Genomic DNA, 26,157 nt, shown 5'->3' on the forward strand with positions numbered 1-26,157 from the left:
GGGGGGGTGTTCGCCGGCGCCCCGCCCGGCGGGGTGGGGTGTGCGTTTGCTTCCTGTTGTGTTTGTTGTTTAACTCCCTGGGCCCCCCCCCCCCCCCCCCCCCCCCCCCCCCCACTCCTACAGAAACCTCATTTCAATCAGATTGTTATGTTTTTGATAGGAGCAGCCGATGGCTGCGATGGCGGGGTGTCAGGCTGAAAGCTTTCGCAGCCTTCGGCAGCTCCTACAGGATTGGGTTTACTTCAGCTAAAACTCGAACGCATGGATTGCGATCAAAAAATGACTCTTATTTTCCGGTCGATACTCTATGCGTTTCCTGCTCGATCCGCGTCACGACATTGATGCTGCGTTGCTCTGCTATCGCCGGGTGTTCTGGTCGTTGGCGCTGTTCAGTGGCGTGATCAACCTGTTGGTTCTGGTGCCGTCGCTGTACATGATGCAGGTCTATGACCGGGTCCTGACCAGCCGTAACGAAACCACGCTGGTCATGCTGACGCTGATCGCGTTGGGCCTGTTCATGTTCAGTGGTTTGATCGAGTGGGTGCGAAGCCAGGTGATGATTCGCATGAGCGCGGGGCTGGATGAAGCCTTGGGCGAGCGTGTGTTCGATGCCGCATTTGCCCGCAGCCTGGAGGAGCACAACGCTAACCCGGCGCAGGTCCTGAGCGATCTGGCGACCCTTCGGCAGTTGATCACTGGGCAGGGTTTGATTGCCTTGCTGGATGCGCCCTGGTTGCCGATTTTTCTGTTGGTGGCCTTCATCATTCATCCTTGGTTTGGGCTGTTGACGCTAGTGCTGGCCATTGTGTTGATTGGTCTGGCGCTGTGGGGCGAACTGGCGACGCGGGTTCGTCTGGGGGAGGCCAATCGCCTGAGCGTGAGTTCGGCGGTTTACGTCAACAGTACCTTGCAAAACGCTGAAGTGATCAGGGCGCTGGGCATGCTCGGCCCTTTGCGCCAACGCTGGAGCCTGTTGCAGCAGCGGATCATTGCCGCTCAGGCGCATGCCAGCGACCGCAGCGCGCGGATCACCTCCGCCACCCGGTTCGTGCGTATCTCCGGTCAATCGCTGGCATTGGGGTTGGGCGCGCTGCTGGTGCTGGAAGGCCAGCTTTCGGCGGGCATGATGATCGCCATGTCGTTGTTGCTGGGCCGCGCGCTGGCTCCGGTTGAAATTGCCATCGGGTCCTGGAAGCAATTCAATTCAGGGCGCCAGAGCTACAAGCGCTTGAGCCAGCTATTGACCTCGCATCCTCGCGAGCGACTGCGCATGCCATTGCCGCCGCCGACTGGCGCTGTGCGGCTGGAGCAACTCTACGTCGGACCGCCCGGCGCATCGCAGCCGATCCTGCGTGGTATCAATTTCGCCCTGAACAAAGGCGATGTGCTGGCCGTGATCGGCGCCAGTGCCAGCGGCAAGTCCACGCTGGCCAGAGCGCTTGTAGGCGTCTGGCCCGCACTCGGCGGCTCGGTACGTCTGGACGATGCCGAAATCAGCCAGTGGACTCACGATGCACTGGGCCCGCATCTGGGCTACTTGCCTCAGGATATCGAGCTGTTTGACGGTAGCGTTGCCGACAACATTGCGCGCTTCGGTGAGCAGGACGCAGACAAAATCATCGCCGCCAGCCGCCACGCCGGTATTCACGAGATGATCCTGCACTTTCCCAAAGGTTACGACACGCCACTGGGCCCTGGAGGGCTGGGCTTGTCCGGGGGGCAGAAGCAACGTCTGGGGCTGGCCCGCGCCCTGTATGGCAACCCCGCATTGATCGTGCTCGATGAACCTAATTCCAACCTGGACGAGGCGGGCGAGCTGGCGCTTATTCAAGCGGTCAAGGCACTCAAGGCCGCAGGCAGTACCGTTGTGTTGATCACCCACCGGCCTGGCATTCTGGCTGTGGTGGATCACATTTTGCTCCTCAAGGATGGAGGCCAGCAGGCCTTTGGTCCCCGAGACCGTGTCCTCAAGGCATTGATGCCACCCGATAAAACCGCGCCTGTCAGAGTGGCCACCAAAGATGCGTGATCTTGATCCGGGCGCAAATCGCAGCGACAACGCTATCAGCGTGCGCAACGCAGGCGCGGTGACAACCGCCAGCACTGACGCAGGCGGCGCGGCGCGCTACGGGGTGATTTTCCTTTGCGTGGCGCTGGGCAGTTTTCTCCTGTGGGCGTGCCTTGCGCCGCTGGATCAGGGCGTGGTCGGCAGCGGCACCGTGGTGGTGGCGGGGGAGCGCAAGGCGGTCCAGTCACTGGTCGGCGGGGTGGTTGAGAAACTGCTGGTCAGCGATGGCGATCGCGTGAGTCAGGGCCAGTTACTGGTGCAGCTCAATACCTTGCGGGCGCAGTCGCAGCTGGACGTGACTCAGGGCAAGTTGCTCAATGACCGCAGCGTTGAAGCACGATTGATCGCCGAGCGTCTGGGTAATGCGGACATTGAGTGGCCGCCTGAATTAGCGGCGCGTGCCAGCGAGCCGAGAATCAAGGCGGCGATGGATTTGCAGACTCAGTTGTTCCAGACCCGCCGCGCCGAGCTGGCGAGTCGCTTGCAGATCATCGAACACGAAATTGAGTCGTTGCAGCAGCAGTTGCGCGGCTATGAAGGCGTGAAGCGCAACTACGATGCGCAGATGCAGTTCCAGCAACAGGAGCTTGAGGGCCTTCGCGACCTGGCGCGTGAGGGTTATGTACCTCGCAACAAACTCTTCGAAGCCGAACGCAATGCGGCGCAATTAGCCGGGCAAATAGCCTCCGGGGTGGGCGATGTCGGCAAGACGCGCCAGGCCATTAATGAAAGCCGACTCAAGCTGCTGCAAACCCGGCAGGAATTCCGTCGCGATGCCGAAACCCAGCTCAGCGAGGTTTCGGCTGAAGCAGCAGGCTATGCCGATCAAATCAATGCGTTGCAGTTCGAAGTCGAAAGCGGTGCGATCCGTGCGCCTGTTTCCGGGCAGATCATGGACGTCACTGTCCACACCGTGGGCGGCGTCGCCCAGGCCGGTCAAAGCCTGATGCAAGTGGTGCCGCTCGATGCGCCGATGGCAATCACTGCGCGTTTCGAGCCGCTGATGGCGAATAAATTACGTCCGGGTTTGCCGGTGCATGTCCATTTCACCGCGTTGCAACGGGTTGATACGCCCACCGTGACGGGCGTCGTGAGCACGGTTTCTGCCGATCAGTTGCTGGATGAACAAACCCGGCGGCCGTACTTCTCCGCCAAAGTCGAGATCCCTGCCGACACGGTGGTCACGCTGCAAAACGCCGGGCTGTTGGTGCGCCCGGGGATGCTTGCCGATGTCACGGTGGTGACGGGGGAGCGCACGTTGATGAATTACTTGATGAAGCCCCTGCGTGAACGTCTGCTTGCGGCGTTCAAAGAGGAATGAACATGATCCGTCGTTATCGCAGTTCCAGTTTACTGGCAGGTCTGTGGGCAGGTTGGGTCATGCTCAGTCCGGCATGGGCGGCTGATGGCGGGCTGAGCCTGACCGAGGCCTACGACGCTTCACGCCTCAATGACCCAACGCTGAAGTCAGCTGGCCACGCATACGATGCGTCTCAGCAGGAGGAGGCCATCGGTCGCGGCGGGCTGTATCCACAGGTGTCTTTGACCTCGCGTTACGGCAACGGCGGGCGTACCGATGGCGGCAGCGACGACGGGTACGTCAACAGCAACGATTACCAGGCCAACAACGTCACCCTGGCGGCGCAACAGCCGTTGTATGACAAAGGTCGTTGGGCGGCTTATCAGGAGGGCAAGGCGCGAGGCGTATTGGGTACGCAGCAATTCGACGTCGCCAGTCAGAGCCTTTACGACCGTGTTGCCAAAGGCTACTTCGATGTGGCCCGGGCCGAAAACGAGATCAAGCTGATCGCCCAGCAAAAGGCCGCGATCAGCGGGTTGGTCACGCAGAGCAAAAAACTGTTCAAGTCCGGGCAGGGAGCGATCACGGATATTGACGAAGCTCAGGCCCGGCTTGACCTTGTCGAGGCGCAGGAGGCAGAAGCCGTCGCGCGTCGTGTGGCGGCGCTGCGGGCATTGTCGGGGCCGGCGAGCGTGCCGATCAATGATATCCAGCCAATGCGCGAAGAGCTCGCGGCCAACAGTCCGATCCCTGCGGAACAGGATTTGCCCTACTGGACGGCGATCGCCCGGGACGCCAGCCCTGAACTGGCGGCTCGTCTTGCCGCCATGAGAGTCGCTGAGGCGCAGGCCGACACGCAACGTGCGGGGCATTATCCGACGCTGACATTGACCACGCAGTTGACTCGTCGAGAGACGCGTCAGTATCAGGATCTCGATCCAAGGCAGGACACTTATTACGTGGGCGTGCAACTGGACATCCCGTTGTATCGCGGTGGTTCCGTCCGTGCGTCTGTGGCCAAGGCCGAAGCTCAACTGGCGGGCGCGCAATCGGACTATGACGTACAGCGCCAACAACTGGCCGAAGACATCGAGACTGATTACCTGGGCGTGGTCGCCGGATTTGCCAAAACCAAAGCCATGCAGCGCGCCGTGGAATCCAATCAAAAGGCCCTGACCTCGACCGAGAAGGGTTTTCAGGGCGGCGTGCGCTCGACTGTCGACATCCTCGACGCCCAGCAGCGCGTATTCCAGGCGCGCCGCGACCTGCTCGATACCAAGCTGGACATGCTGCAGAGCTACGTGAGTTTGCACACTCATACCGGCCAGATGAACCGAGGTGTGCTGGAACAGGTGCAGCGGTTGTTTTGATGCCGCCGCGATCTGGACACCGCGTCTGACAGACAGATCACCGAAACCTTATCGCGGGCAAGCCCGGCCCCCACAGGGATAGTGTCCATTGAGCAGTGACACTTGAACCTGTAGGAGCTGCCGAAGGCTGCGAACTGCGGTGTATCAGGCAAAACGCTTTCGCAGCCTTCGGCAGCTCCTACAGACCAATGTGCAGAGATCCGATGCAGCCCCTGACGTCAGAAGCCGCACCGGATTCCGCGCGCTGGTCAGGCCGTAAAGTCGCTGGCGTGCAGTTCTTTTACGCCGACCAGCTGGATCTCGAACTCCGCAGTGGCGTCCGCATTCAGGCTGCCGTAAAGGATGCCGTCGGCGAAGCGAAGCTGGCCGGTGGCGTCGGTAGTGTCGAAGGCGTTGTTGCCAATGAACCTGAAGGCGTCCATCCCGGTGGTCAGCGGGTTGGCATCCAGACCGGTGAAGTCCAGTTGATCGCCCTCGGCGGTTTTGAAGCCGCTGATGACGTCGCGCAAGGCACCGGTGCCCATCTCGGAAAGCGAGCCGAAGGCGTAAGTGTCGGCGCCTGTTCCGCCCGTCAAGCTGTCCGTGCCTTCACCGCCAATCAACCGGTCATTACCTGCGCCACCCACCAGCGTGTCATTGCCCGCGCCGCCATTCAGCACGTTGGCGCTGCTGTTGCCGGAGAGGGTGTCGGCATGGGCACTGCCGGTCAGGTTTTCGATGCCCTTGAGGGTATCGAATCCCGAACCGACGGTGTTCTGTTGTGCCGACGTCGATAACGTCGCGGTGATGCCCGCCAATGCCCGCTCGAATGACACCGTGTCGTTACCGTCACGCCCGTCCAGTACGTTGTCTCCCGCGCCTGCGAACAGCGTGTTGTCCAGCGCGTTGCCGATACCATTGGCCGCTGCGTTGCTGTCGATATAGAGGTTTTCAACGTTCGCCGTGAGCGTGTAGGTCGCCAGGCTGCTGTGCACGCTGTCGGTGCCGCCGGACACTTTGTCGCTGTTGGTTTCGATCACGTTGTCGCCCGTGTCGTCCACGTAGTAAGTGTCACTGCCATTGCCACCGCTCATGCTGTCTGCACCCGCAGCGCCGTCGATGACATTGTTGGCGGTGTTGCCGGTGATGAAGTTGCGCACCGCATTACCCGTGCCGTCGATAGCCGAGACGCCGGTCAGGACCAGATTTTCCAGGTTGTCGCCCAGTGTCCAGCTGACCGATGCCTGCACGGTGTCGATCTGCGCAGGCGAGGTGTTGGTTTCCACGACGCTGTCGAAGGCATTGTCGACTACATAAATGTCGTTACCATCGCCGCCGGTCATGGTGTCAGCGCCCAGGTCGCCGTCCAGCGTGTCGTTGCCCGAGGTGCCAACCAGCGTGTCGGCCTGATCGGTACCGAAGATCATCCCGCCTTCGTTATGAGCGTTGTCGAAGATGTCCTGCACGCTGTTGTTGTCATTGGGATTGCCTTTGAAGCCCAAGTCATCAGCGATGTAGTCAGCCAGACGCTGCCCGACGATTTCTGCCGACTCCTCATGCAGGTGCCAGACATCATCGGGGTACACCAGCGGGTCAACTTCGTGGCGCAATGGCAAGTCGGTGTAATCAACGGCCAGTTTTACGTCAGTACGTTCGGCAGCAATGGCTTCCTGAGTCGAGCGGACATAGCCCACACCCTCAACAATCTGCGCGATCTTGTCCTCCGAGTAACCCCGCGCACGGGCGGCGTCCTGGTCGTAGTGACCAGTCTCCATCATGTACACATCGAAGCTCCCGAGCTGCGAGTGCAGATAGTCAAACACCGCCAGTGTTGCCGCTTTGTAATCGGCAGCCGCTGCCTGTTTGTCAGTCGCCCGGCCTATCTCCTGCGCAGCTTCTTCGCCCTGACCCCAGATGATGCCCATCTTGACGTTATCGATGGCCTTCAGCTCGGCGAGCTGGTTCTGCAGCAGCGCAACGGCCCGCAACAACGCAGGGCCTGGCTCATTGGTATCCGTCAGCCACCAGCACAACTTCAGCTCTTCAGCGCCTAGCGTCGACATACCGTTAACGGTGCTGCCACCGACTGCGATGTCGATGCCGTTGCCATCCGCATCGTTGAACTGACTGCGCACGTCATAGGTGGTGTATTTGCTCAGGTCGTTGACCAGCATGGACGTGCCGGACTGATCATCGTCCTCGGTCATGCGCAGCAAACGCGCGTTGGATTGTCCGAGCGTCGGCAAGTAGAGGATGTCCTGCTGAGCGCGTTCACCGAAAACGAAGTCGTCGGCGGTCAGGGTGTTGAGGTAGTTACCGCTGAGGGCGATCTCGAAGCGATTTCCATCGGCGTCGGGTTCGCTGGATTTGACGTAGGTTTTGTCGCCAGCCTCGTTGAGGGTCATGTACAGCGTGCCGTTGCTGCCGTCGCCCAACCCCAGGAAACCCAAAGCCGAGACATCGATCTTGTCCACACCCTGAGTGAAGTCATAGATCGTGTCGGTGGCCGTGATGCCTCCCGCGTCGTAGTCGCGATAGCTATCGAGCACGTTGCTGTAGCGGAAGGTATCCGCGCCGGTGCCGCCGTAAAGCGAGTCACGACCGGCGCCGCCGTCAATGATATCCGCCCCGGCATTGGCCCTGATCGTATCGTTGCCGCCCAGGCCCAGTATCAGGTCCGCGCCAGCCGTGCCCGTCAGGGTTTCGGCGTTGTCGGTGCCCGCGATGGTATTGGCAGGGGCATCCGCGACGACCAATGCAAAATTGTCGCTGACCGACGCGCCCGCAGGATCAGTCGCTTTGATCAAGACGTCGTAATTGCCCGCCGCAGTGCTGGTGGGCGTGCCGCTGAAGGTCAGGTTGACTGCGTCGAAGCTCAACCACGAAGGCAGTGCTGTGCCATCCGCGAGAGTCGCGCTGTAGCTGAGTTGATCCTTGTTGGCATCGGCAAAGCTGTTGCTGGTCACCGTGTATGAGAACGCGGTGTTTTCAGTCGCGTTCTGGTCCAGTAGCGGGATCACCACTACAGGCGCAACGTTGCTTGGCATGTTCTGGTCGGCGAACACGAAATGGCTGGCCGTCAGGCTGTTGGCCAGATTCCCCGCCAGCGAGATCTCAAAGCGGTTGCCGTTGGCATCGACCGTGTTGTCCTTGAGATAAGTGCGGTTGTTCGACGCGTTGTAGACCATCTGCAACGTACCGTTCAGACCATTGCCAAGGCCGGTGTAGCCGAGTGTGGAGACGTCGATCTTGTCGGCGGCCACATCAAAATCAAGGATCTGGTCACTGGCGCTGGTGGTGCTGGTGCGGTAACTGTCCATCTTCGAGGTGAAGCGGAACACGTCCGCTCCGGCGCCCCCGGTGAGTTTGTCTGAGCCTGCGCCGCCGATAAGAATATCGTTGCCCGCGCCGCCGTTGAGCGTGTCGTTACCCGCGCCGCCCAGCAATTGCTCGTTGGCCGCTGTCCCGGTCAGCGTGTCGTTGTTGGGGGTGCCATTGATGATGATCGGCGCGGCGGGGACGTCCTGCACCGCCAGCGTGAAACTGTCGCTGACCGTGGCGTTGCTGCCGTCAGTCGCGGTGATCTTCACCGAATAATTGCCCGACGCGGTGCTGTCCGGTGTGCCACTGAGCGTGCGGCTGGCGGCGTCAAAGGTCAGCCAGTCGGGCAGGGCGCTGCCATCGGCCAGAGACGCGGTGTAGCTCAGGCTGTCGTTGTCAGGGTCAGTGAAGCTGGTGGCGGGTACGACATAGCTGAAGGCGGTGTTTTCTGTCGCGTTCTGATCCAGCAACGGGGTTGCGACCACGGGGGCATGGTTGGTTGTTGGCGTGGTGGCGAAGACGAAGTTGGCGCTGGTCAGCTTGTCGAGGTAGTTGCCGTCCAGCGCGATTTCGAAACGGTTACCGTTGGCATCAGCGTCCAGCGACTTGATGTAGGTCTTGGTCCCGGCGTCATTGAGCACCAGATAAAGGGTGTTGTTTTTGCCGTCGCCCAGGCCAGTAAAGCCCAGCGCCGATACATCGATCTTGTCGGCTGTGCGATCAAAGTCGGTGATCAGATCGCCCAGGTTGGCGCCGCCTGCGTTGTAGTTGCGGTAGCTGTCCATCCGGTCCGAGAACACGAATGTGTCCGCTCCGGCACCGCCGCTGAGCGTGTCCATGCCCGCGCCGCCGTTGAGTTTGTCATCACCCGCGCCGCCGACCAGGCTGTCGTTACCGGCGAGGCCGAGCAGGGTGTCTGCCGAATCGGTGCCCTGCAACGAGTCGTTGCCGTTGGTGCCGGTGACCGTTCGGTTGAAGATGAAGTTATCGGCCGTCAGCGTGCTGGTGAGGTTGCCGTTGAAAATCAGCTCGAAGCGATTGCCTGCGGCGTCAGCATCGTAGTCCTTGATGTAGGTGCGATCATTGCTGGCGTTGTAGCTGACCTGCAAGGTGCCCCCGCGGCCGTTGCCCAACCCGGTAAAACCGAGGTCGGCGATGTCGATCTTGTCTTTAGTGACATCGAAATCGGTAATGGTGTCGACGAAGCTGCTAGTCGCGTTGCGGTAGCTGTCGGACTGGCTCGCGAAGCGGAACGTATCGGCACTCGCACCCCCGGTGAGCTTGTCGACGCCCGAGCCGCCGACCAGAATGTCGTCGCCGGCACCGGCATTGATTACGTCGTTACCGGCTGCGCCGTAGAAGATTTCGTTGGCGCTGCTACCGATCAGGGTGTCATTGCCCTCAGTGCCCTGAACCGTCACCACTGGCACGGTGGCGCTGACGTAACTGCCATCGCCGTATACCAGCGTGTCGCCTTTGCTGGTGTGGCCAATGGTGTTGCCGATGATTGCGTTACGGTCGGTGCCGTCTTCGTTGCGCTCCGCCACGCCATAGGTCGACAGGTTGCTGCCGGTGATGGTGTTGCCCTGAATCGTGTTGTCACTGCCGTCGAAGTATTTGCCGGAGACGCCCAACGTATCGTCGTAGGACTGAATGATGATTTCCGGTACCGCGCCTTTTAGTGCGTTGTTGGTGAGGGTGTTATCGGTGACTTCGACATTGTTGCTGCCGTAGATACGCACCCCGGCGCTGCCGTTGTCATGGATATCCACGCCACTGAGGGTTACATCGCTGGATAACTTGATGAGCACGCCTTCGGCACCATTGCCGTAGACCTCGCCACCCGTGATGACGATGTTGCTGGGGGAGGGGATGTTCTCGCTGCCACGCTGCACGACGATACCGCCGCCGCCATTGTTGTAGGCAACGTTATTGGTCAGGGTGAAATCATGGGTGCTGGTAACAACGTTGAAGCCGTGGCGGTCGTTGTCGTAGGCGACGTTGTTCTCGAATGTACTGTTGCTGAGGAAGTCGGCAACAAAGCCGTCCAGGCCATTGCCGTGGGACACGCTGTTCTTGATGACCATGTTGACGGTCTGTTCGTGCGGGTCGAAGCCGTAACCGGAGCAGTCCTTGATTTCGACGCCGTCCAGGGTGACGTTGGAGTCGTAGCCTTCCTGGCCGGGAATGTAACCGTTGAACCAACCGTCGATTTTGCCGGTGGTGTTGTCCCGGTTGCCATCAAGCGTCAGGTTGCTCAGGCCAAAATCGTGGGTTTCTTCGCCGTAGGCCGAGCGGATGATGCCCGTGATCTTCGTGTCCGAGCCGTCCGCAACCTTGATATTGGAAACGCCTATCCCGTCGCCATACATGTACACGTTGCTTTTAAGCATGAGGCAGCCATCGGAAGGTTCCTCGCCACCGCTGACAATGAACGTGCCCGGTGGAATGTAAACCTGCCCGCCACCCGCTGCGGCAGCCGCGTCGATGGCCTTCTGTATGGCAGCGGTATCATCCGTGACACCATCTCCTTTGGCGCCAAAATTTTGGACGTTATAAATCATGGACTTATCTCCGGTAGCGGACTGAATTCACAGGGCTGCCAAGAACCAATCGGCCAGCACTCTGATATGACCCGGAGAAGCGTAAAAGTTGTGACCGTGTGTCGGGAAACCGTCGCCCGTTCGGCGGCTGGAAAACTGCTGCGTGTAACGAATACGATAATTTGACGTTTTGTTGACGTCATAACTTTGTATTTAATCCGTGAACACCGCTGTAAGAGCGCTTGCTCGTGATGAACGATAACGCGGTCTGTCTGAATAACCGCAGCGCCTGAATCGTCGGAATGCCGCCCAGACCAGCCCGGCTCCCACAGATGTCGGCGCCCCCCCTGTGGGAGCCGAGCTTGCTCGCGATGAACGATGACGCGGTCTGTCTGAATAACCGCAGTGCCTGAATCGCCGGAATGCCGCCCAGACCAAGCCCGGCTCCCACATAAGAACCGAGTACCCCTGTAGGAGCCGAGCTTGGTCTGGGCGGCATTCCGACGATGAACGATAACGCGGTATAGCAGACGCATCACCCAACAAAGCGTCTACTAGCTCCCGCGATACGTCGAGAACCCATAAGGGCTGATCAGCAGCGGGATGTGGTAGTGCGGCAAGGTACCGTCCACATTGAAGATCACCGGTACTTCCGGGAAGAAGCTTGCCGTCTGGTGTTTCTGGAACCATTCACCCGTCTTGAACGTAACGCGATACGTGCCTTTCTCCAGCGCCTTGCCTTCGGGGTACAGCCCGGTAATCCGCCCCTGTTCGTTGGTTACGCCCTTGTTCAGCGTGCTCCAGCCCTGGCCTTCCTGTTTTTCCAGCGTCACGTTGACCTCCGAAGAGGGCAAGCCGTCCTGCAGGTTAAGCACGTGTACGCTCAGCGGGTTGCCAGCGGCCAACGCAATAGAAGAAAGGCCACTCAATACAGCGCCTGCAATCAATGTCTTCACCAGTTTCATATGATGTTTTCCTGTTATTTGAGATTGGGTAAAACGTGGTTGATGCCTTTCAATGCGCAGCCTTCATCCGTCTCCGCTCCGCCTGCGCCCGCGACACCGATGGCGCCGATGACTTGCTCGCCCAGTTTCAAAGGCACGCCACCGCCTAGCAGCAACAGCTCATTGAGGGTGTTGAGGTTCTCGGCTTCAGGATTATTGCGGGCGCGCTCCGACAGCAGACGCGTCGGGGTTTTGGTCGACAGCGCGGTAAACGCCTTACGTTGCGCGGCAAGGGTGTTGTGTGGACCGACGTTGTCATCGCGCTGCACAGCAACCAGATTGCCGCCGCGATCTACTACCGCTGCAACGGCCGTTTTGCCTTCGGCGTGGCAAGCCGCCAGGGTCGCATTCAGCAGATCATTGGCCAGCTTCAGGGTCACATCCGGACGCTGAGCGACGTTCTGCACGTCGGCCAATGCGACACCAGACCCCAAGGCCAATGTCAGTAATGAAAGGGTAACGCTTCGGATCAGCATACAAATCTCCGGTTCAGGCTCGGCTGAGCAATTGCCAGCCATACTGCCCAAGCCTTCCGCACAAACTGATTGCCTGCGGATTACGTATTTGTAATGAGATGAGGCAGCAGATCGGCTTACGCTATGCACCGGTACCGGAGGACTCAATGCGTATCCTGGTTGTAGAAGACGAAGCGAAAACGGCGGACTACCTGCGCAAAGGGCTGGGGGAATCCGGCTATCTGGTCGAAGTGGCGCTGAATGGTCTGGACGGCCTGCATCTGATTCAGGAAAGCGAATTCGACCTGATCATCCTCGACGTCATGTTGCCCGGCCTTGATGGCTGGCAACTGCTGCAGATCATTCGTCGTAAACATCAGACGCCGGTGCTGTTCCTGACTGCTCGCGATGCCGTGGAAGATCGCGTCAAAGGGCTGGAACTGGGCGCCGATGATTATCTGGTGAAACCCTTCTCCTACGCGGAGCTGCTGGCTCGGGTTCGCACTTTGCTGCGACGCGGGCCGCCCCGTGAAGTTGAACAGTTCCAGATCGCCGATCTGCATCTGGACCTGCTCAAGCGCAAAGTCACTCGCAATGGCGAGCGCCTGAGCCTGACCAACAAGGAGTTCGCGCTGCTGCATCTGTTGCTCAGTCGCGAAGGTGAAGTCCTCTCTCGGGCACTGATTGCCTCCCACGTCTGGCAGATGAATTTCGACAGCGACACCAACGTCGTCGACGTCGCAATCCGTCGTCTGCGCGCCAAAGTAGACGACCCCTATCAGGCCAAACTTATCCACACGGTGCGCGGCATCGGTTACTTGCTGGAACTGCAGGCATGACCTTGTTGCCACGCACACTGAGTCTGAGTCTGCGTCTGGCGTCGATGTTCGCCCTGGTCAGCGTGCTGCTGTTGGGCGCAGTGGGTTTTTACCTCTATCAATCCCTGCAGCGCGAAATTACCTGGCGAGATGACCAGGCGTTGCTCGGGCGGGTGCAGCGCATGCAGGCGCTCATCACCGACAGCGACAGCATTGAGGCCTTGCGCAAGCGTCCGCAGCTTTACGAAAACATGCTCGGCAACCGCGATAACGTGCTGTGGATTGTCGACGACGCAGGGCATCTGCTCATTGATGTGAACCCGCTGTCTTTGCCCGTGCCCGACTTGCCGCCAGCACCTTCGCCACAGCTGGGTGATAGCCCGGGCGAAGAGTCGTTGCGACTGGCGTGGTTCGATGTACCAGGCAGCGACCGACCTCTGAAGCTGATTGCGGGCAAGCTGGTGAATGAGCGCGAACAAATGCTCAGCGCCTACCGCATGAAGATCTGGATAGCCTTGCTGGTGGGCGCAGTGCTGGCATTTCTGCTGGGCTGGATGGTCAGCCAGCGTGGCCTGCGCCCAGTACGACAACTGGCAACCCGTGCTGCTGCCATCGACGCACAACACCTGCATTTACGCCTGCATGAGTTCAAGGACGTGGGCGAGTTGACTGCGTTAAGCCATGCGCTTAACCAGATGCTTGCCCGCCTGGAAGACGGCTTCGCGCAACTCACACGTTTCAGCGAGGACCTTGCTCATGAAATGCGTACCCCGCTCAGCAACCTGATGGGCCAGACCCAGCAGGCATTGGGGCGCAGCCGCTCGGTTGAGGATTATCAGGACCTGCTGGTTTCCAATCAGGAAGAATACGAACGCCTGGCGCGAATGATCGACAGCATGCTGTTTCTGGCTCGCACCGAGCAGCCAAAAACCTCGATCGCTCGTCAGCCGGTTGACCTGCAGACCTTGGTCACGCAACTGTGCGATTACTTCGAAGGCACCGCCGAGGAGCGGGGCATCACGCTGATCAATAACAGTCAGGGCATGCTAACTGCCGACCCCGAGTTACTGCGCCGTGCACTCGCCAACCTGATCGCCAATGCTTTGCGCTACGCCACGCCAGAGACCGCCGTGACTGTCGGCACCACGCTGAATGCCACTGGTATCGACATCTACGTTCACAACGTGGGTGAGCCTATCGGCGCGGAACACTTGCCCCATCTGTTCGAGCGGTTTTATCGCTGTGATCCTTCACGTAATCAGCCTGGCGACTCGGGAGGACTGGGTCTGGCCATCGTGCGCTCGATCATGCAGGCCCATGGCGGACAGGTGAGCGTGACGAGCGATAGCGCAGGGACCGTGTTCAGGCTGACATTGCCTGGCTAGTGCGCCTCGTCGTTCAGCGCGCAGCAAACATTGAACCCTGTAGGAGCTCACCGAGGTTACGAGGCCAGCGATAGCGGTGTATTAGACGGGACGCCATCGCTGCCTCGCGGTGCTCGTGAGCTCCTACAGAAAAGCATTTAAATTCAAAAAGTTATTTCATGCTTGATGACAGCAGCGTCGACTTTCCACACTGGTCCGGTGCGGGGATTGCGAACATGAAAACGGTTTCGCCAGTTCTGCTGACCGTGTGTCGAAGCGCCGTGTCGTAACGCGACAGAATCGTTTCGCAGATAGAAAGCCCCATGCCCATCCCGTTGGCTTTGGTGGTGAAAAACGGTTCACTGATGAAGGCTTGATAGCTCTCGGTGATGCCCGGACCGTTGTCGATCACGCAGATCATTGTCCTGTCTGTCATGGGATAGGCTGCGAGGCAAATCTGGCGACGCTCTGACGGCTGGGAGCTGATCGCATCGATGGCGTTAGACACGAGGTTACGCAGCACGAGATAGAGTTGCGTGTGGTCTGCCTGAACGCTGATGCCAGGCTGAATGTCGAGTTGGATGGAAATGTCATGTTGCTGCAGTTCTCCGGCAAACCCCGCCGTGACTTCGGCCACGAGCAAATCCAGCGGAACGTCGCAACACATGCTCGCGCGCTGGGAATACGTTTCGAGCAAGGCGCTACTGATCTGGCCCATTTGCCTGGCGAGTTCCGCGGAGTCTCTCAGGCCTTGTAACGCTTCGGCCACTTGTGGCTCATCCCGGTCCAGCCAGCGAATCGATGCCTGAATATTGCACAGCATTGACGCGAGGGGCTGGCGCAACTCATGAACCACCGCTGCCACTGCGGAGCCTGCGTGCGTGTTGTGGGCGAGGGGCCTATCAGTCAGATTGACGCCTGGAGGTGCCGCACGATGCACCGAAAAAGCGGGAGAACTCTGCTGGCACAGGATTGCCGCAGGCGCTTGTCCTTCGCCGCCCGGGTCTCTATTCAATGACTGCCCCAGCGTGCGCGCCATGGATGTGGTTCCTGATCTATAAGAATGAGAGCACCTTAGTGATCAGGATTGCGTCGAGTCTTGAAGAATCCTGCAAGTTTTAACTTTGCGCGTTAAATATTTGCGTACAATTGTTCCGCTGGCAGGCCTGCAACAGCTTCTGGAAATGTCCATGCATGATGATTTCGACACCGGGTCAGGAAAAAACTCAGTCAGCGTCTGGACGATGGCTGATCTGTATGACGCCGAACTGCTGAAAGGCGCTTATTTCGACCATCGCTACCCTTGGCATACTCACGAAGAGTTCAGCCTGGGAATCGTGCTGGCGGGTGGCGTTTTTCTGCAGACATTACGATCGGACGGCATCGCCAAACGCGGCAGTTTCGTCCTGATCAACCCTGACGAACTGCACTGCGGGCGCCCCGATGTGGGCGGCTGGTTGTGCCGGACGCTGCATGTTCACCCAGACGTATTCCTCAGAGTGGCCAGAGATAATTTTGGCATCACCGCACTGCCGACCTTCACCAGCCCGGTGGTAGAAGATCCGGTACTGAGTGGCAGTTTGCTGGAGCTGCATCGCCTTTCGGAAACTGCCTGCTCTGCACTCGAACGCCAGTCGCGAATCACGGCGATGATCATCCGTTTGCTCGCTCATCACACCTGCCTGATTCAACTGCCGGAGTCACGGTTCACCGAGCCTGCGGCGATCTCTCTGGCGCGTGCCTATCTCGACGAAAACCTATCGGACAAAGTGACCCTCGATGACCTTTCGAGAGTCGTTGGCCTACCGGCTTTCCAGCTGCTAAGAGCTTTTCGCCAGACGTGCGGCGTGACCCCGCATGTCTACCAACTCCAGGCACGCGTGCGTAAGGCCCACAAACTGCTGAAAAGCGGTGTCGGTCTGGCGGACGTGGCGATCTCTTCCGGGTTTGCAGATCAGCCCCATCTGACCCGCGTTTTCAAATCAATAATGGGCGCGACGCCGGGGCAGTTTGGGCGAGGCAAGAGCTAGGCGAAGTCAGCTCCACACGTTGCTCGGGCGACGGCCACACATTTTTCGTAAATTCTGCGCGACAAGTCTCGTCTTTGCAGCTGTCAGGCGGTCTGCTGCCTATTACGGTCTATGCTTCTTTTTACCGCCCAGGCCAACCCGTGCCGTGCACCGCTCACCAGGCAGACCATGTGAGACATTCGATATTCAGCGCAGCTCTGCTATGTCTCTGCCTGTCCCTCGGCATGCCCGCCAAGGCTGGGGCGTATCAGGTTGTCACCGAAGAGTGGGCGCCCTACAACTATCTGGAAAACAACACGCTCACCGGCATGACCACCGAAATCGTTCAGGCCATCATGGCCCTGACCGGCGATCAATTTGAGGTGGTGCTGCTGCCCAGCATGCGCGCCAGCTACGCACTGAATTCCCGCCCCAAAACCATCATGTACTCCATGTTCCGCACCGCAGAGCGCGAGCCGTTGTACAAATGGGTCGGCCCCATCGTGGAAGAGTCCATCCACCCCTACCAGATGGCCGATGCCGAGCCGCTGAATACCTTCGAACAACTGCGTCAGGCGCCCATGGTCACCACCCGACACGCAGGCCTGGTGCCCGACACATTGCAATCCCTGAACTTCACTAACCTCGACAAAACCGCCACCCAGAGCGCCCAGCTCTACCGCATGCTGCTCGCCGGACGCACCGACCTGATTGTCGGCGACACCGACGCAGGAGTGGCCTATTACAGCCGCCAACTGAAAATCCCGCCCGGCACGCTAAGACGAATACCGGTCGAGGTGTATCGCTCCTCGTTGTACATCGCGTTCAGTCACGACAGTGAAGATGAAGTGGTGGCTGGCTGGGCGAAGGCGTTGGAGACGTTGCGCAAGTCGGGTGAGCTGGGGCGGATTCAGAGGCGGTATGAGTCTCTGGGACAGCGGTGATAGCCAGCGTCTGCGTTAAATCCTGAGATGCCCTCAACGGACAGGTCGCTGATATGATCTGTGGCCGGAACCGCCTGCTGGAGGTGGTCTGTTTGAGCACAGGAAGTCTCATGAAAAGAATATTGTTCGGTATCTGCGTGCTGTCGCTGGCCGGTTGCGCCAGTTCCCCTGATACCTCCTTCAACCAAGCCACGCCTGGCTGTAAATCGGTCTCGACTCAAGTCAACGGCAAGCCGGTAGCCACGCAGTTCTGCATCAAAACCGTCGCGTTCAAACCGTCACAGTACCGCGTGACCGTCAACGACCAGGTGCTGTTCACCGGCACGGATTACCAACGCGTCGCCTTCACCAAAACCATCAAGGAAGGTCAGGCCAAAGGCGGTTGTGACGAACTGATCGAACTGCAAGGCTCAGGCTCCAAACCTGTGGCCGTGAAAGACCTGCCCGCCGACCTGGTCAAAAGCTGCCGAATTACCGCCGACGCCAACGGCAACTCCCAAGCCTTCAGCAAAGACGCAGAGTGCGACAAAGCGTTCTACACCGCGCTGACGCCATTGCTGGGCAAAGTGATCCCCGTAGAAGTAGCGCGCCAATGCAGCGTGGCGGTGGGTGAGCAGAAGGTGTTTGATCAGCGGTTCGATTTTTAGATAAATGGGATGGGGCAGAAGAAGAGTATGAACTGAACGCCTCATTGATGAGTTTCGAGAATAAAGAGAGCGGAAGTCAGGGCGGATCACATATAAAAATAGTGATCTGGCCCTGATTCTATTCACTAATCACTGCCGCACTTGTTCATCAAGCGCGGGCTTGAGCAGCGCCACAACCGTCCATTTACAACGAAATAACGCCCGTCCGGGGTTGTAGGGTTCATGAATCCAGCTCCAGGTGTGCGACCCTATTTTTCATCTGTTATCTGTCGATATAGAGAGCAGCCGTTCAAACTGTGAATAAGTTTCGCCGCGCCCAACCCAGCCTGTTTATAAATGCCTGCTGACACGAAGGATCCTGTGCATGCTCCAATCCCTGCTCGACAAAATCTTCAGTCGTCCTCTGACTCAGGAAGGATTTGCCAAAAAATTTATCGAGTCAGCCCGCAAGGCTGGCTTCAGCGAGGCCATGGACTTTCAGCCTGGCGAGTTTCGCATCCGTCATGACAACGGCTCTTACTTCAATCTTCATAACGCCTTTCGCGACTATCAAAATGGAGACAAGACCCAGAAGGCCGCAATTCTGAATGGGTACGTATCGACTCTGTTGGTGTCTGGCCAGAGAACCGGGACGATCTTTGAAAACGTGAAAGCACAATTACGTCCGGTGATTCGAAATCTTGCCATGCTTGGGGAAGTTCGACTGGAGCACGCCAGAAGTGGTAGCGACAAGACGCACGAAGTCGTTTATCAGTCCTTGGGCCGCGACTGTGTGATTATGCTTGCCGTCGACTCCCCCGAGTCCACCGCCACACTTACGAGCGGCCCTGAAGCGCATTGGGGGGTAACAATGGATGAGGCAGTGGCGATCTCCATTGAGAACTTGCGCGATGCTACGCACGAGGCGTTTGGTGAGATTATCCCTGGGCTCTACGTCGCGCAGTGGGTGGACGGATACGACAGCAGCAGAGTCTTGCTGCCAGATGTTCTACAGCGCGCACCCGTTAAAGGTCGACCGGTGTTCATGATCCCGAGTCGTGACGTCTTGATGGTCACGGGCGACAAGGACGAGCAAGGCATCCGTCAGATGGTCGAGCTTAGCTTCAAAGCGCTTGAGAGGGGCAGGGCAGTCTCCACCGACATTTATACCTATGACGGGCGCGATATCGTCCCGTTTCACCCTGATGATGAAGGGGTCAATAGCCGTCTGGCCACGCTGGAACATCTGCTGCTCCAGGGTAGCTACAGTAATCAGAAAGAGTTGCTAGATAAGCTCAATCTGGAAACGGGCGTCGATGTGTTTGTTGCCTCGTACCATCTCTACGAGCTGGCTGACCAGAACGGCAAAACCGTATCGATGAGCGCTTGGACAAAAGATGTACCGACCCTATTGCCCAAGACGGATCGCATCGCGTTGGTTGAACCCGGTCAGGGTGGGGAACCGACAGTCAAAACCGTTCTCTGGGGCGAACTTGAATCCGAGCTTGGCGATCTGCTGACGACAGAAGCTGGCTATCCGCCTCGCTATCGGACGCTAGGATTTCCATCGGCAGAGCAGCTTGATCGCCTGACAGCCTTGTGATCGCAGCTCAACTAATGTGGCGCACTGCGATGGGGGAATGAATGCCCGAGACTTACAGTGCTCATGATCATGCGATCGCAACTGCTGTTTACAGCCAGACAAGCATAACGATGGATGAGGAACGAGTTCGTCCTTGGTCGAAGTTTTGGCGATGACACTCCACATTATGCAGCTAATGCATGCGATCAGTTTGCTGTGTCTTTTCTGTCTCAGCCCCTGTGCAAACGCCGGTTATGACATTCGGCAACGAACGAGCAATCAGTAGTTTTTTGGCCATCCTCGGTAAGCGTTGGCGGCGAAGACACCATGGACGGCCCCAGGGGCCTTCGGCACAGTGCTCAAGTGCCTGACAGATAAGCCGATATCGATTCGCAGCGCGTTGGCGCACTTGCCTACGGTATCAATACTCATGGAGAGCCTATGCTTCGCAACATTGTTGGAATAACAACGTTATCGGCCTGCATCCTGTTTGCCGGTTGCGTAGCGCCTCGATCCGCATCACAGAGTTCACCTGTGCAGCTTGAACCGTTGGGCCAGATCATTCCCCGAAGTACTGAGCGGACTGAGATGATCGAGCGGATTATCGCCAATGACCCAGTTGTTATCTCATCGCAAAAGCCGGTACTCAAGCCAACACAAAGTAACGATAGTCGTATTGCCGGGTTGCGTAAGGAACTCGGATTCACATTACCTGACAGCTATTGGAAACTTTACAAGCAAAACCTGGAAGCCCTTCAATTCGACCTTAATCATCAGCATGACGCCGCTCGCACGCAGTACATCAAGACTTACAGCGACGAGCTGGATCGGGTAGACGGCAGCACCCTTAAGGTGATGTCGACCGCACCCGAAACGTTGGATGAAAAGACCACGCAACAATGGAGTGCGCGTTTGAACGATCGACTTATACAGTACGTAATGACCAGCGAGGCATCATTCAAAGTTGCAACGCAGGCCCATTTTGACCGCATGGCCGCTATGGACCGGCAATACGATGTCTGTGCGCGCAAAGCCGATTGTTGGGACGCTCCAGCTCGCAAATAGAAACGAAATAGCCGTGTTTGGGTAGTTACGATTGACGGCGGGCTATCGGCCGTTGGCCCGCCCTCACCAGTTCCTGTGTCCGACTTAAAAAGTTTCGGCGATAGATAGAGCGTAGCTGATCATTTACTGTCGCTCGTCCTTCGACTGTTTCTGGTCGGTAGTTGCCGGTCATTCAGGGCCGTAATAGACTTAATAAGTTTTATGATCAATTTCTGCACTGAGGTCAAGGATAAAGCCGGGGGCAAGCCGCCGTTATTTCAAATGGGGTCTGAACCTGATTTTTTGCTGGTTTTAACGGTTCTAGCTGTTTGCTTTGCTCACGTTGTCGGGCTAAATTCCGCCCCTAAAAAATGTAGGTAATATGTGATCATGGATGTAGATATGCACAATATAATCAATGCAACCGATTGGTATCATGGGTCTTTTGATAAAATAGATGCGTTCAACCCTTTCTCGCATTTCGGGAGTTTAGAAGCTGCCAAAGAGAGGCTGGATAGTAAAAGGCCCGTCGAGAGTAAGGTCGGTGAAATTCAAGATAACATTCACCGGTGTTCTATAGCCGTATCTGCCAATGAAGTCCTTTCGGTTTGTAAAGACTGGGGATCTAATAGAGCGCAGTCACTTGCAGTCGCGTTGAAGGATTGCTTTCCAGAAATTCCGGAATATAAAGAGGCATGGGAACGTATAAAAGAATGCCAAGACCCCACGGGAACCCTAGAGGAACGTAAGAGTCAGGCAAATAACTACGGGTACCCTATGCTCGAAAAGTTGCTGCTCAGCCAGGGGTACAAGGTGCTAATCTATAAAAACGAGGTTGAAGATAGCGGAAGCTATAGCTTGATTGTTATTGACCCAAATGTAATTAAATTCCTCTAGGTATAAATGCCTAGCCAATGGTTAAAGGGGAGGGGTAGGCCACTATTATTCAGTGTGGTCTGCCCCCCGCTGTACGCCCTTAAAGGGGCTGGCGAGCGTGCTGGGCGATTATAGAATTTGCTAATCCCTTCTTTTTAAGCGCTCAATTTCGATAGTCTTTGAGTTCTCTTCTTTGGTGTTCTCGAATGCAAGTTTGGCCTTCCTCATTTCAGTTTCTAAGCCAATCAAGTCTTTTAATAGGCTGGCATGATGATTAAGCACGGCTTTCTGTATTTCCGTATCTTGTGTTGTGCTGATGAGTTCTTGATAGAACTTAAGTGCATCTATCTCATGCTGAAGAAGGTCGAACTGCATAGCGGCTCCTAATGACTATAAAAAGATGAAGCAGGTAGGCTTTTAACACCGTTTGTGTCTAATAGCGATCCGTCCTCACGTATGGCCTCTTAATCGGTTCTAGCGTCGCGCCAAGGCACGACATGACAGGGAGAAGAGGCTACAAGGCCTGCACAGAGGTTACGAAGTCGCTAGCACTGTGTCCATTAATTATTCGTGGTCTATAGCCCCCCGTCTGTGAGCGTCCGCTTCTGGCTGATTGTGTTGAAAAAGTCGCTGCGCTCAAACTGTCCGGAAATTGACCGGGGAAAACGCCATTTTTGCACGCTGCTACGTGAAATCTGAGCCCGAAAGCCTCAGCCAAAAGTAAGGATTTCAATCTCAGATGCGTACTTTTCTGCCGTGGAATTCGAAGCCGACTTTTTCAACAGAATCGGCCGATTACTGCCTTTCGCCAAGGGCTGCCTTCGGCCTAAAGCTTTAAATCATTAATTCCTGCTCGGCGCTGGATCATTAAACTCACATCAACACCAAACCGCCCAAGCAACCTCAACCCTCTCTACCCACCCGCGTCACCCATGCAATCGCACACAACGCCATCCCCGCCACATTCACTGTCACCGGGTTAAACGCATCCATAAGCATCAAGGGCTGCATCACAGCCACATCCACCAGCAAACCCAGCAACACGACTCCGGCGACTATCAGTGGCCAGTTCATTCTCGGAGCCAGGAGCAGCAGCGCAGCCATCGCCAGTTCAGCTACCCCGGCGGCTTGTGGCAACCAGGTGAAGTTTTCCAGGCCGTGGGCTTGCAGCAGTACTCGCTCACCGGGGCTTAGGGTGATGAGTTTGGGCACCAGGCCGTGGTAAGCGAACATGAACGCCAGGCTGCCGCGGGCCAGCCAGTGCACCTGGCGCAGGCGATTCATGGTTGGGCCTTGAGGAAACGTCGCTGATGGTCTGGGGTAGGCATTAGGCACGCGTCATATTTTCCAAACAGGCGGTAGCGGTTGAACGCGATACGGTCATAGGCCCAATCCCGCAGCGGGCGCGGGAATATCCGAAACAGGCGCAAGAGGGGCCATGGCGCTGGCAGTTTCGCAACCACTTCGAAGAAGGCTTCCGAGCGCACCCAGTAATGGTTATCCCGGATGACCGCCATGGTGTCGAACGCGTCCAGTGGCAAACCTGCCCATGCGAGCAACGCTTGCCCTTCGGGCGACTGCACGGTGGCGAGTCTGACTCGCTGATGACGGTCATGACGAATCAGAAATTTCGCCCAGCCGTTGCATAACTTGCAGACCCCGTCGAATAGCACCACGGTTTCACCGGGGGCCAGAAACGGGGCGGGAGTGGGACGAGTCAGAGAGGCAGACATTGCGGGATTCTCTGTGGTCAGGGGCGGGGCCATTGTAGGGGCAGATGGAGCAGCGCTTCCAGACGGTCCACTATGGGGGCTTATGCACAGGTGAAGTGCCGCTCACAAAACCATTACTGCCTCATGAGCCTTACCGTTTAACGTCCAGGATCATTGATCATCGGTTGTAATGCGCAAACTGTCCCACACGCCCATTATTTGAGTGACGCTGGCATCCAGCGTTGCGTGGGAAATGCCGTCGCGCGCGAGTGTCGACAGGCCCAGCATAAAACTGTCGAACGTGGCGGCGAGCGTCTCCGGGATCACGGTCGCAGGTAGTTCGCCTGCACCAATGGCGCGTTCGACACACGCTACCAGCCCCGCTCGGTTCAAGTCCCTCGCCCGTGCAAGAGGCTCCGAAATGGCTTTGCTCTCGTCCGTGCAGGCGCTCATCAAACCCAACGACACCAGGCAGCCTTTGGGATGATCGGGCTCACACTGCATTTTCGCTGAGCGGCGAAGGGTGAGTTCGATCGCGTCTCGGGGCGGCAGGCTTGGATCAAACAGGCTGTCAGTCACACGGCCATGGGTGGTGAGGTAACGCTCCATGACCTCATTGAACAGGGCTTGTTTCGAGCCAAACGCGGCGTAAAAACTGGGCGCGGTAATGCCTCCGCCGATATTGGCCTTCAACTGGCTGAGCGATGTCGCGTCGTATCCATGCTTCCAAAATAAATGCAGCGCCTGAGTGATTGCTACGTCACGGTCAAACGTGCGCGGACGTCCCATTTGTGCCATGCCGGATTTCCTCAAAATTGATCAAAAAAGCGATTTAGATACTAATCGATACATAAGTCGTTGACTACCCAGAGCGTGCCTGTCTATATTTATACCGATCAGTATATTAGTGGGTGAAATCGAATGACTACGGATGAGATACAGCGCGACAAACTTCCTTTCGGGGCATTGCTGGCACTGGCGATGACCGGGTTCATTTGCATCGTGACTGAAACGTTGCCGGCCGGTTTGTTGCCCGAGATCGGCAATGGCCTGGGCGTCTCCGCGTCCTTTGCAGGGCAGATGGTGACGGTCTATGCGTTGGGGTCACTGCTGGCAGCCATCCCGCTGACCATTGCCACTCAAAGCTGGCGGCGCAGAACCGTCTTGCTGCTGACGATTGTCGGTTTTCTGGTTTTCAATTCCATCACCGCAGTGTCTTCCAATTACTGGCTGACCCTGGTCGCGAGGTTTTTCGCGGGTGTCTCTGCGGGGCTGGCCTGGAGCCTCATTGCGGGTTACGCACGTCGCATGGTTGTCCCGCAATTGCAGGGCCGCGCGTTGGCAGTAGCCATGGTGGGAACGCCCATTGCCTTGTCGCTGGGCGTACCTTTGGGCACCTGGCTGGGTGGATTCATGGGCTGGCGCATGGCATTTGGATTGATGTCCGGGATGACTCTGTTGTTGATCGTCTGGGTACTGATCAAGGTGCCGGACTACCCAGGCCAATCCTCCTCACAGCGCATGGCATTGCGCGAGGTGTTTTTCACGCCCGGCGTGCGCTCGGTGCTGGGCGTCGTCTTCACCTGGATGCTGGCTCACAACATTCTCTACACCTACGTTGCGCCGTTTGTGGCCAAGGCCGGTTTGGCGAGTGACGTTGATTTGGTATTGCTGGCATTTGGTGTCGCCGCGCTGGTGGGCATCTGGGTAACGGGACGGCTGGTTGATCGTCACTTGAGAAAAAGCGTATTGGCCAGCCTGGCAACCTTCGCGGCGGTTTCGGTTTTCTTCGGCTTCTTTTCAGCCTCAGCCTCGGCTATTTACCTCGGGGTCTTTATCTGGGGCCTGACCTTTGGTGGCGCCGCCACGCTGTTGCAAACCGCACTCGCCGACTCTGCAGGCAAGGGCGCTGACGTCGCGCTTTCCATGAACGTAGTTGTGTGGAACAGCGCCATCGCAGGCGGTGGGCTACTGGGCGGTGTTCTGCTCGGCCAATGGGGCGTGAGTGCTTTTCCCTGGGTCTTGGTGGTGTTGATATTGCTGAGTCTGCTGATTGCATCGCGGGCGCGAGTTCATGGTTTTGCGGAAGGGGACAGGCAGTCTGGTGTAATGGTTGTGGGGCATTGATATAGAGGCAGCATTGCGCTGCCTTTCCTGTTGAATCGGCCTGTTCGATTCCTCGCACACAAATGTGAAATCCCCTGTTTTCCGGTCTTCATTCAGACCAGGCGTGGTCACGATAAATCCGGCTGAACTTTCAAAACTGCTCTGGCCTCACATCTTCAACGCGTGGGTTGAATCATCAGCCGCATGCTTGATTTTTATTACCTTGATACGAGGACCGAGTGACTACTATGAGTAATCAACTGGCAGGCAAGAAAGTACTGTTCATCACCGCCAATACAGGGATCGAGCGCGATGAGCTGATTAAACCGCTGGAGGCTCTCAAGGCGCAGGGTGCATCGGTCACCCATGGCTCAAGCGACGGCGGTACTGTGCAGACTTTTGTTCAGGACACTGAGAAAGATCGCACGGTCGAATCTCAGGTTGCACTGGTCGGGCTTAAAGCGGCTGATTTTGATGCGCTGGTTATTCCGGGCGGTACGGTCAATGCCGATACTCTGCGACTGGATGAAAACGCCCAGCGTCTGGCCAAGGAGTTCGCTGATGCGGGCAAGGTAATCGCTGCGATTTGTCATGGGCCGTGGTTGCTTATTAATGCTGGGGTTATCACTGGCAAGACCCTCACGTCCTATCCGAGCGTCAAGCTTGATCTGGAAAACGCCGGTGCTGCCGGTTGGGTTGATGTCGAGGTCAAGCAGTGCGGGGCCAATGGCTGGACGCTGATCACCTCGCGTACGCCCGATGATATTCCGGCTTTCAACAAGGCTATCGCCGCGGCACTTGAGGTGGTTTGAGGCTGCAAATACGTCAGCCGGATGCCTGGTGATGTCATTGCCGAAAAACTAAAATTGAAACATGCCGATACGAGATGCCCTATACAATGTCTCTTTGGCATCATTCATTGTGAAGCCGTCTGTGGAATAAGGATTCTGTGGGCGCCATTGGGAGAACCGTTTGCCATCTGTTTCGGTAGATTTTGGCGGTGATGAGCGCTTGTCCCATGTGCTGAATGCCAGTG

Annotated in this window: 21 protein-coding genes; 13 read left to right on the top strand and 8 right to left on the bottom strand. The window is 57.4% G+C overall.

Features of this window, described 5'->3' with window-relative positions:
* Positions 1-307 precede the first annotated feature (307 nt).
* Genes ACYASS_RS02170 through ACYASS_RS02180 form a run of 3 tightly spaced genes read left to right on the top strand, consistent with a single transcriptional unit; the run spans position 308 to position 4,738 of the window.
* The gene (locus ACYASS_RS02170; protein ID WP_463584898.1) at positions 308-2,029 is read left to right on the top strand and encodes a type I secretion system permease/ATPase; all 1,722 of its coding nucleotides are present in this window, start codon (positions 308-310) and stop codon (positions 2,027-2,029) included.
* On the top strand, positions 2,022-3,389 hold the full coding sequence (locus tag ACYASS_RS02175) for an HlyD family type I secretion periplasmic adaptor subunit (RefSeq protein ID WP_463584899.1): 1,368 nt from the start codon (positions 2,022-2,024) through the stop codon (positions 3,387-3,389). Before ACYASS_RS02170 ends, ACYASS_RS02175 begins: the two co-directional genes overlap by 8 nt.
* A gap of 2 nt (positions 3,390-3,391) precedes the next feature.
* Positions 3,392-4,738, top strand: a complete 1,347-nt coding sequence (locus tag ACYASS_RS02180; RefSeq protein WP_463584900.1) for a TolC family outer membrane protein — start codon at positions 3,392-3,394, stop codon at positions 4,736-4,738.
* A 248-nt stretch (positions 4,739-4,986) separates the two neighbouring features.
* On the opposite strand, the gene ACYASS_RS02185 is transcribed toward ACYASS_RS02180, so the two are convergent.
* The 3 genes from ACYASS_RS02185 to ACYASS_RS02195 all read right to left on the bottom strand — a co-directional run bounded on the left by ACYASS_RS02185 (position 4,987) and on the right by ACYASS_RS02195 (position 12,061).
* Positions 4,987-10,602 (bottom strand): putative Ig domain-containing protein, encoded by a 5,616-nt coding sequence (locus ACYASS_RS02185; RefSeq protein ID WP_463584901.1) that lies wholly within the window; start codon positions 10,600-10,602, stop codon positions 4,987-4,989.
* A 533-nt stretch (positions 10,603-11,135) separates the two neighbouring features.
* Positions 11,136-11,546: a hydroxyisourate hydrolase gene (gene uraH, locus ACYASS_RS02190; protein WP_463584902.1), complete on the bottom strand. Its 411-nt coding sequence runs from the start codon at positions 11,544-11,546 to the stop codon at positions 11,136-11,138.
* Between the two features lie 14 nt (positions 11,547-11,560).
* Positions 11,561-12,061: a GlcG/HbpS family heme-binding protein gene (locus tag ACYASS_RS02195; RefSeq protein ID WP_463584903.1), complete on the bottom strand. Its 501-nt coding sequence runs from the start codon at positions 12,059-12,061 to the stop codon at positions 11,561-11,563.
* Between the two features lie 146 nt (positions 12,062-12,207).
* On the opposite strand from ACYASS_RS02195, the gene ACYASS_RS02200 reads away from it, so the two are divergent.
* Together ACYASS_RS02200 and ACYASS_RS02205 are read left to right on the top strand one after the other, a co-directional pair.
* Positions 12,208-12,879 carry a heavy metal response regulator transcription factor gene (locus ACYASS_RS02200; protein WP_463584904.1) on the top strand — a complete coding sequence of 224 codons (672 nt, stop codon included), beginning with the start codon at positions 12,208-12,210 and terminating at the stop codon, positions 12,877-12,879.
* Entirely contained in the window at positions 12,876-14,243 is a 1,368-nt protein-coding gene (locus ACYASS_RS02205) for a heavy metal sensor histidine kinase (protein WP_463584905.1), read from the top strand. Before ACYASS_RS02200 ends, ACYASS_RS02205 begins: the two co-directional genes overlap by 4 nt.
* A gap of 151 nt (positions 14,244-14,394) precedes the next feature.
* Here the strand turns inward: ACYASS_RS02205 and ACYASS_RS02210 are convergent, their stop codons facing one another.
* A complete protein-coding gene (locus tag ACYASS_RS02210) occupies positions 14,395-15,261 on the bottom strand; it encodes a sensor histidine kinase (RefSeq protein WP_463584906.1) in 867 nt (288 codons plus the stop codon).
* A gap of 151 nt (positions 15,262-15,412) precedes the next feature.
* Here ACYASS_RS02210 and ACYASS_RS02215 point away from each other — a divergent pair, with 151 nt between their 5' ends.
* From ACYASS_RS02215 to ACYASS_RS02240, 6 genes are all read left to right on the top strand, one after another.
* Positions 15,413-16,252 carry a helix-turn-helix domain-containing protein gene (locus tag ACYASS_RS02215; protein ID WP_463584907.1) on the top strand — a complete coding sequence of 280 codons (840 nt, stop codon included), beginning with the start codon at positions 15,413-15,415 and terminating at the stop codon, positions 16,250-16,252.
* A gap of 224 nt (positions 16,253-16,476) precedes the next feature.
* A complete protein-coding gene (locus tag ACYASS_RS02220; protein ID WP_463584908.1) occupies positions 16,477-17,175 on the top strand; it encodes a substrate-binding periplasmic protein in 699 nt (232 codons plus the stop codon).
* A gap of 110 nt (positions 17,176-17,285) precedes the next feature.
* A complete protein-coding gene (locus ACYASS_RS02225) occupies positions 17,286-17,822 on the top strand; it encodes a hypothetical protein (RefSeq protein WP_463584909.1) in 537 nt (178 codons plus the stop codon).
* 364 nt (positions 17,823-18,186) lie between these two features.
* Positions 18,187-19,404: a DUF1444 family protein gene (locus ACYASS_RS02230; protein WP_463584910.1), complete on the top strand. Its 1,218-nt coding sequence runs from the start codon at positions 18,187-18,189 to the stop codon at positions 19,402-19,404.
* Positions 19,405-19,824: 420 nt separating this feature from the next.
* Complete coding sequence (locus ACYASS_RS02235) at positions 19,825-20,448, top strand: DUF2059 domain-containing protein (protein ID WP_463584911.1); 624 nt, start codon at positions 19,825-19,827, stop codon at positions 20,446-20,448.
* Positions 20,449-20,829: 381 nt separating this feature from the next.
* Positions 20,830-21,324 (top strand): hypothetical protein, encoded by a 495-nt coding sequence (locus tag ACYASS_RS02240; RefSeq protein ID WP_463584912.1) that lies wholly within the window; start codon positions 20,830-20,832, stop codon positions 21,322-21,324.
* 120 nt (positions 21,325-21,444) lie between these two features.
* Here ACYASS_RS02240 and ACYASS_RS02245 read toward each other — a convergent pair whose 3' ends face one another.
* From ACYASS_RS02245 to ACYASS_RS02260, 4 genes are all read right to left on the bottom strand, one after another.
* On the bottom strand, positions 21,445-21,678 hold the full coding sequence (locus ACYASS_RS02245) for a hypothetical protein (RefSeq protein ID WP_463584913.1): 234 nt from the start codon (positions 21,676-21,678) through the stop codon (positions 21,445-21,447).
* A 528-nt stretch (positions 21,679-22,206) separates the two neighbouring features.
* Positions 22,207-22,587: a DoxX-like family protein gene (locus ACYASS_RS02250; protein WP_463584914.1), complete on the bottom strand. Its 381-nt coding sequence runs from the start codon at positions 22,585-22,587 to the stop codon at positions 22,207-22,209.
* Positions 22,584-23,036 carry a thiol-disulfide oxidoreductase DCC family protein gene (locus ACYASS_RS02255; RefSeq protein ID WP_463584915.1) on the bottom strand — a complete coding sequence of 151 codons (453 nt, stop codon included), beginning with the start codon at positions 23,034-23,036 and terminating at the stop codon, positions 22,584-22,586. The genes ACYASS_RS02250 and ACYASS_RS02255 overlap by 4 nt, the downstream gene beginning before the upstream one ends.
* Positions 23,037-23,186: 150 nt before the next feature.
* A complete protein-coding gene (locus ACYASS_RS02260) occupies positions 23,187-23,813 on the bottom strand; it encodes a TetR/AcrR family transcriptional regulator (RefSeq protein ID WP_463584916.1) in 627 nt (208 codons plus the stop codon).
* Positions 23,814-23,936: 123 nt separating this feature from the next.
* Here ACYASS_RS02260 and ACYASS_RS02265 point away from each other — a divergent pair, with 123 nt between their 5' ends.
* Entirely contained in the window at positions 23,937-25,142 is a 1,206-nt protein-coding gene (locus tag ACYASS_RS02265; RefSeq protein ID WP_463584917.1) for an MFS transporter, read from the top strand.
* Between the two features lie 227 nt (positions 25,143-25,369).
* On the top strand, positions 25,370-25,933 hold the full coding sequence (locus tag ACYASS_RS02270; RefSeq protein ID WP_463584918.1) for a type 1 glutamine amidotransferase domain-containing protein: 564 nt from the start codon (positions 25,370-25,372) through the stop codon (positions 25,931-25,933).
* Positions 25,934-26,157: the final 224 nt, after the last annotated feature.

Source organism: Pseudomonas sp. HP_14 (genome assembly GCF_055283875.1).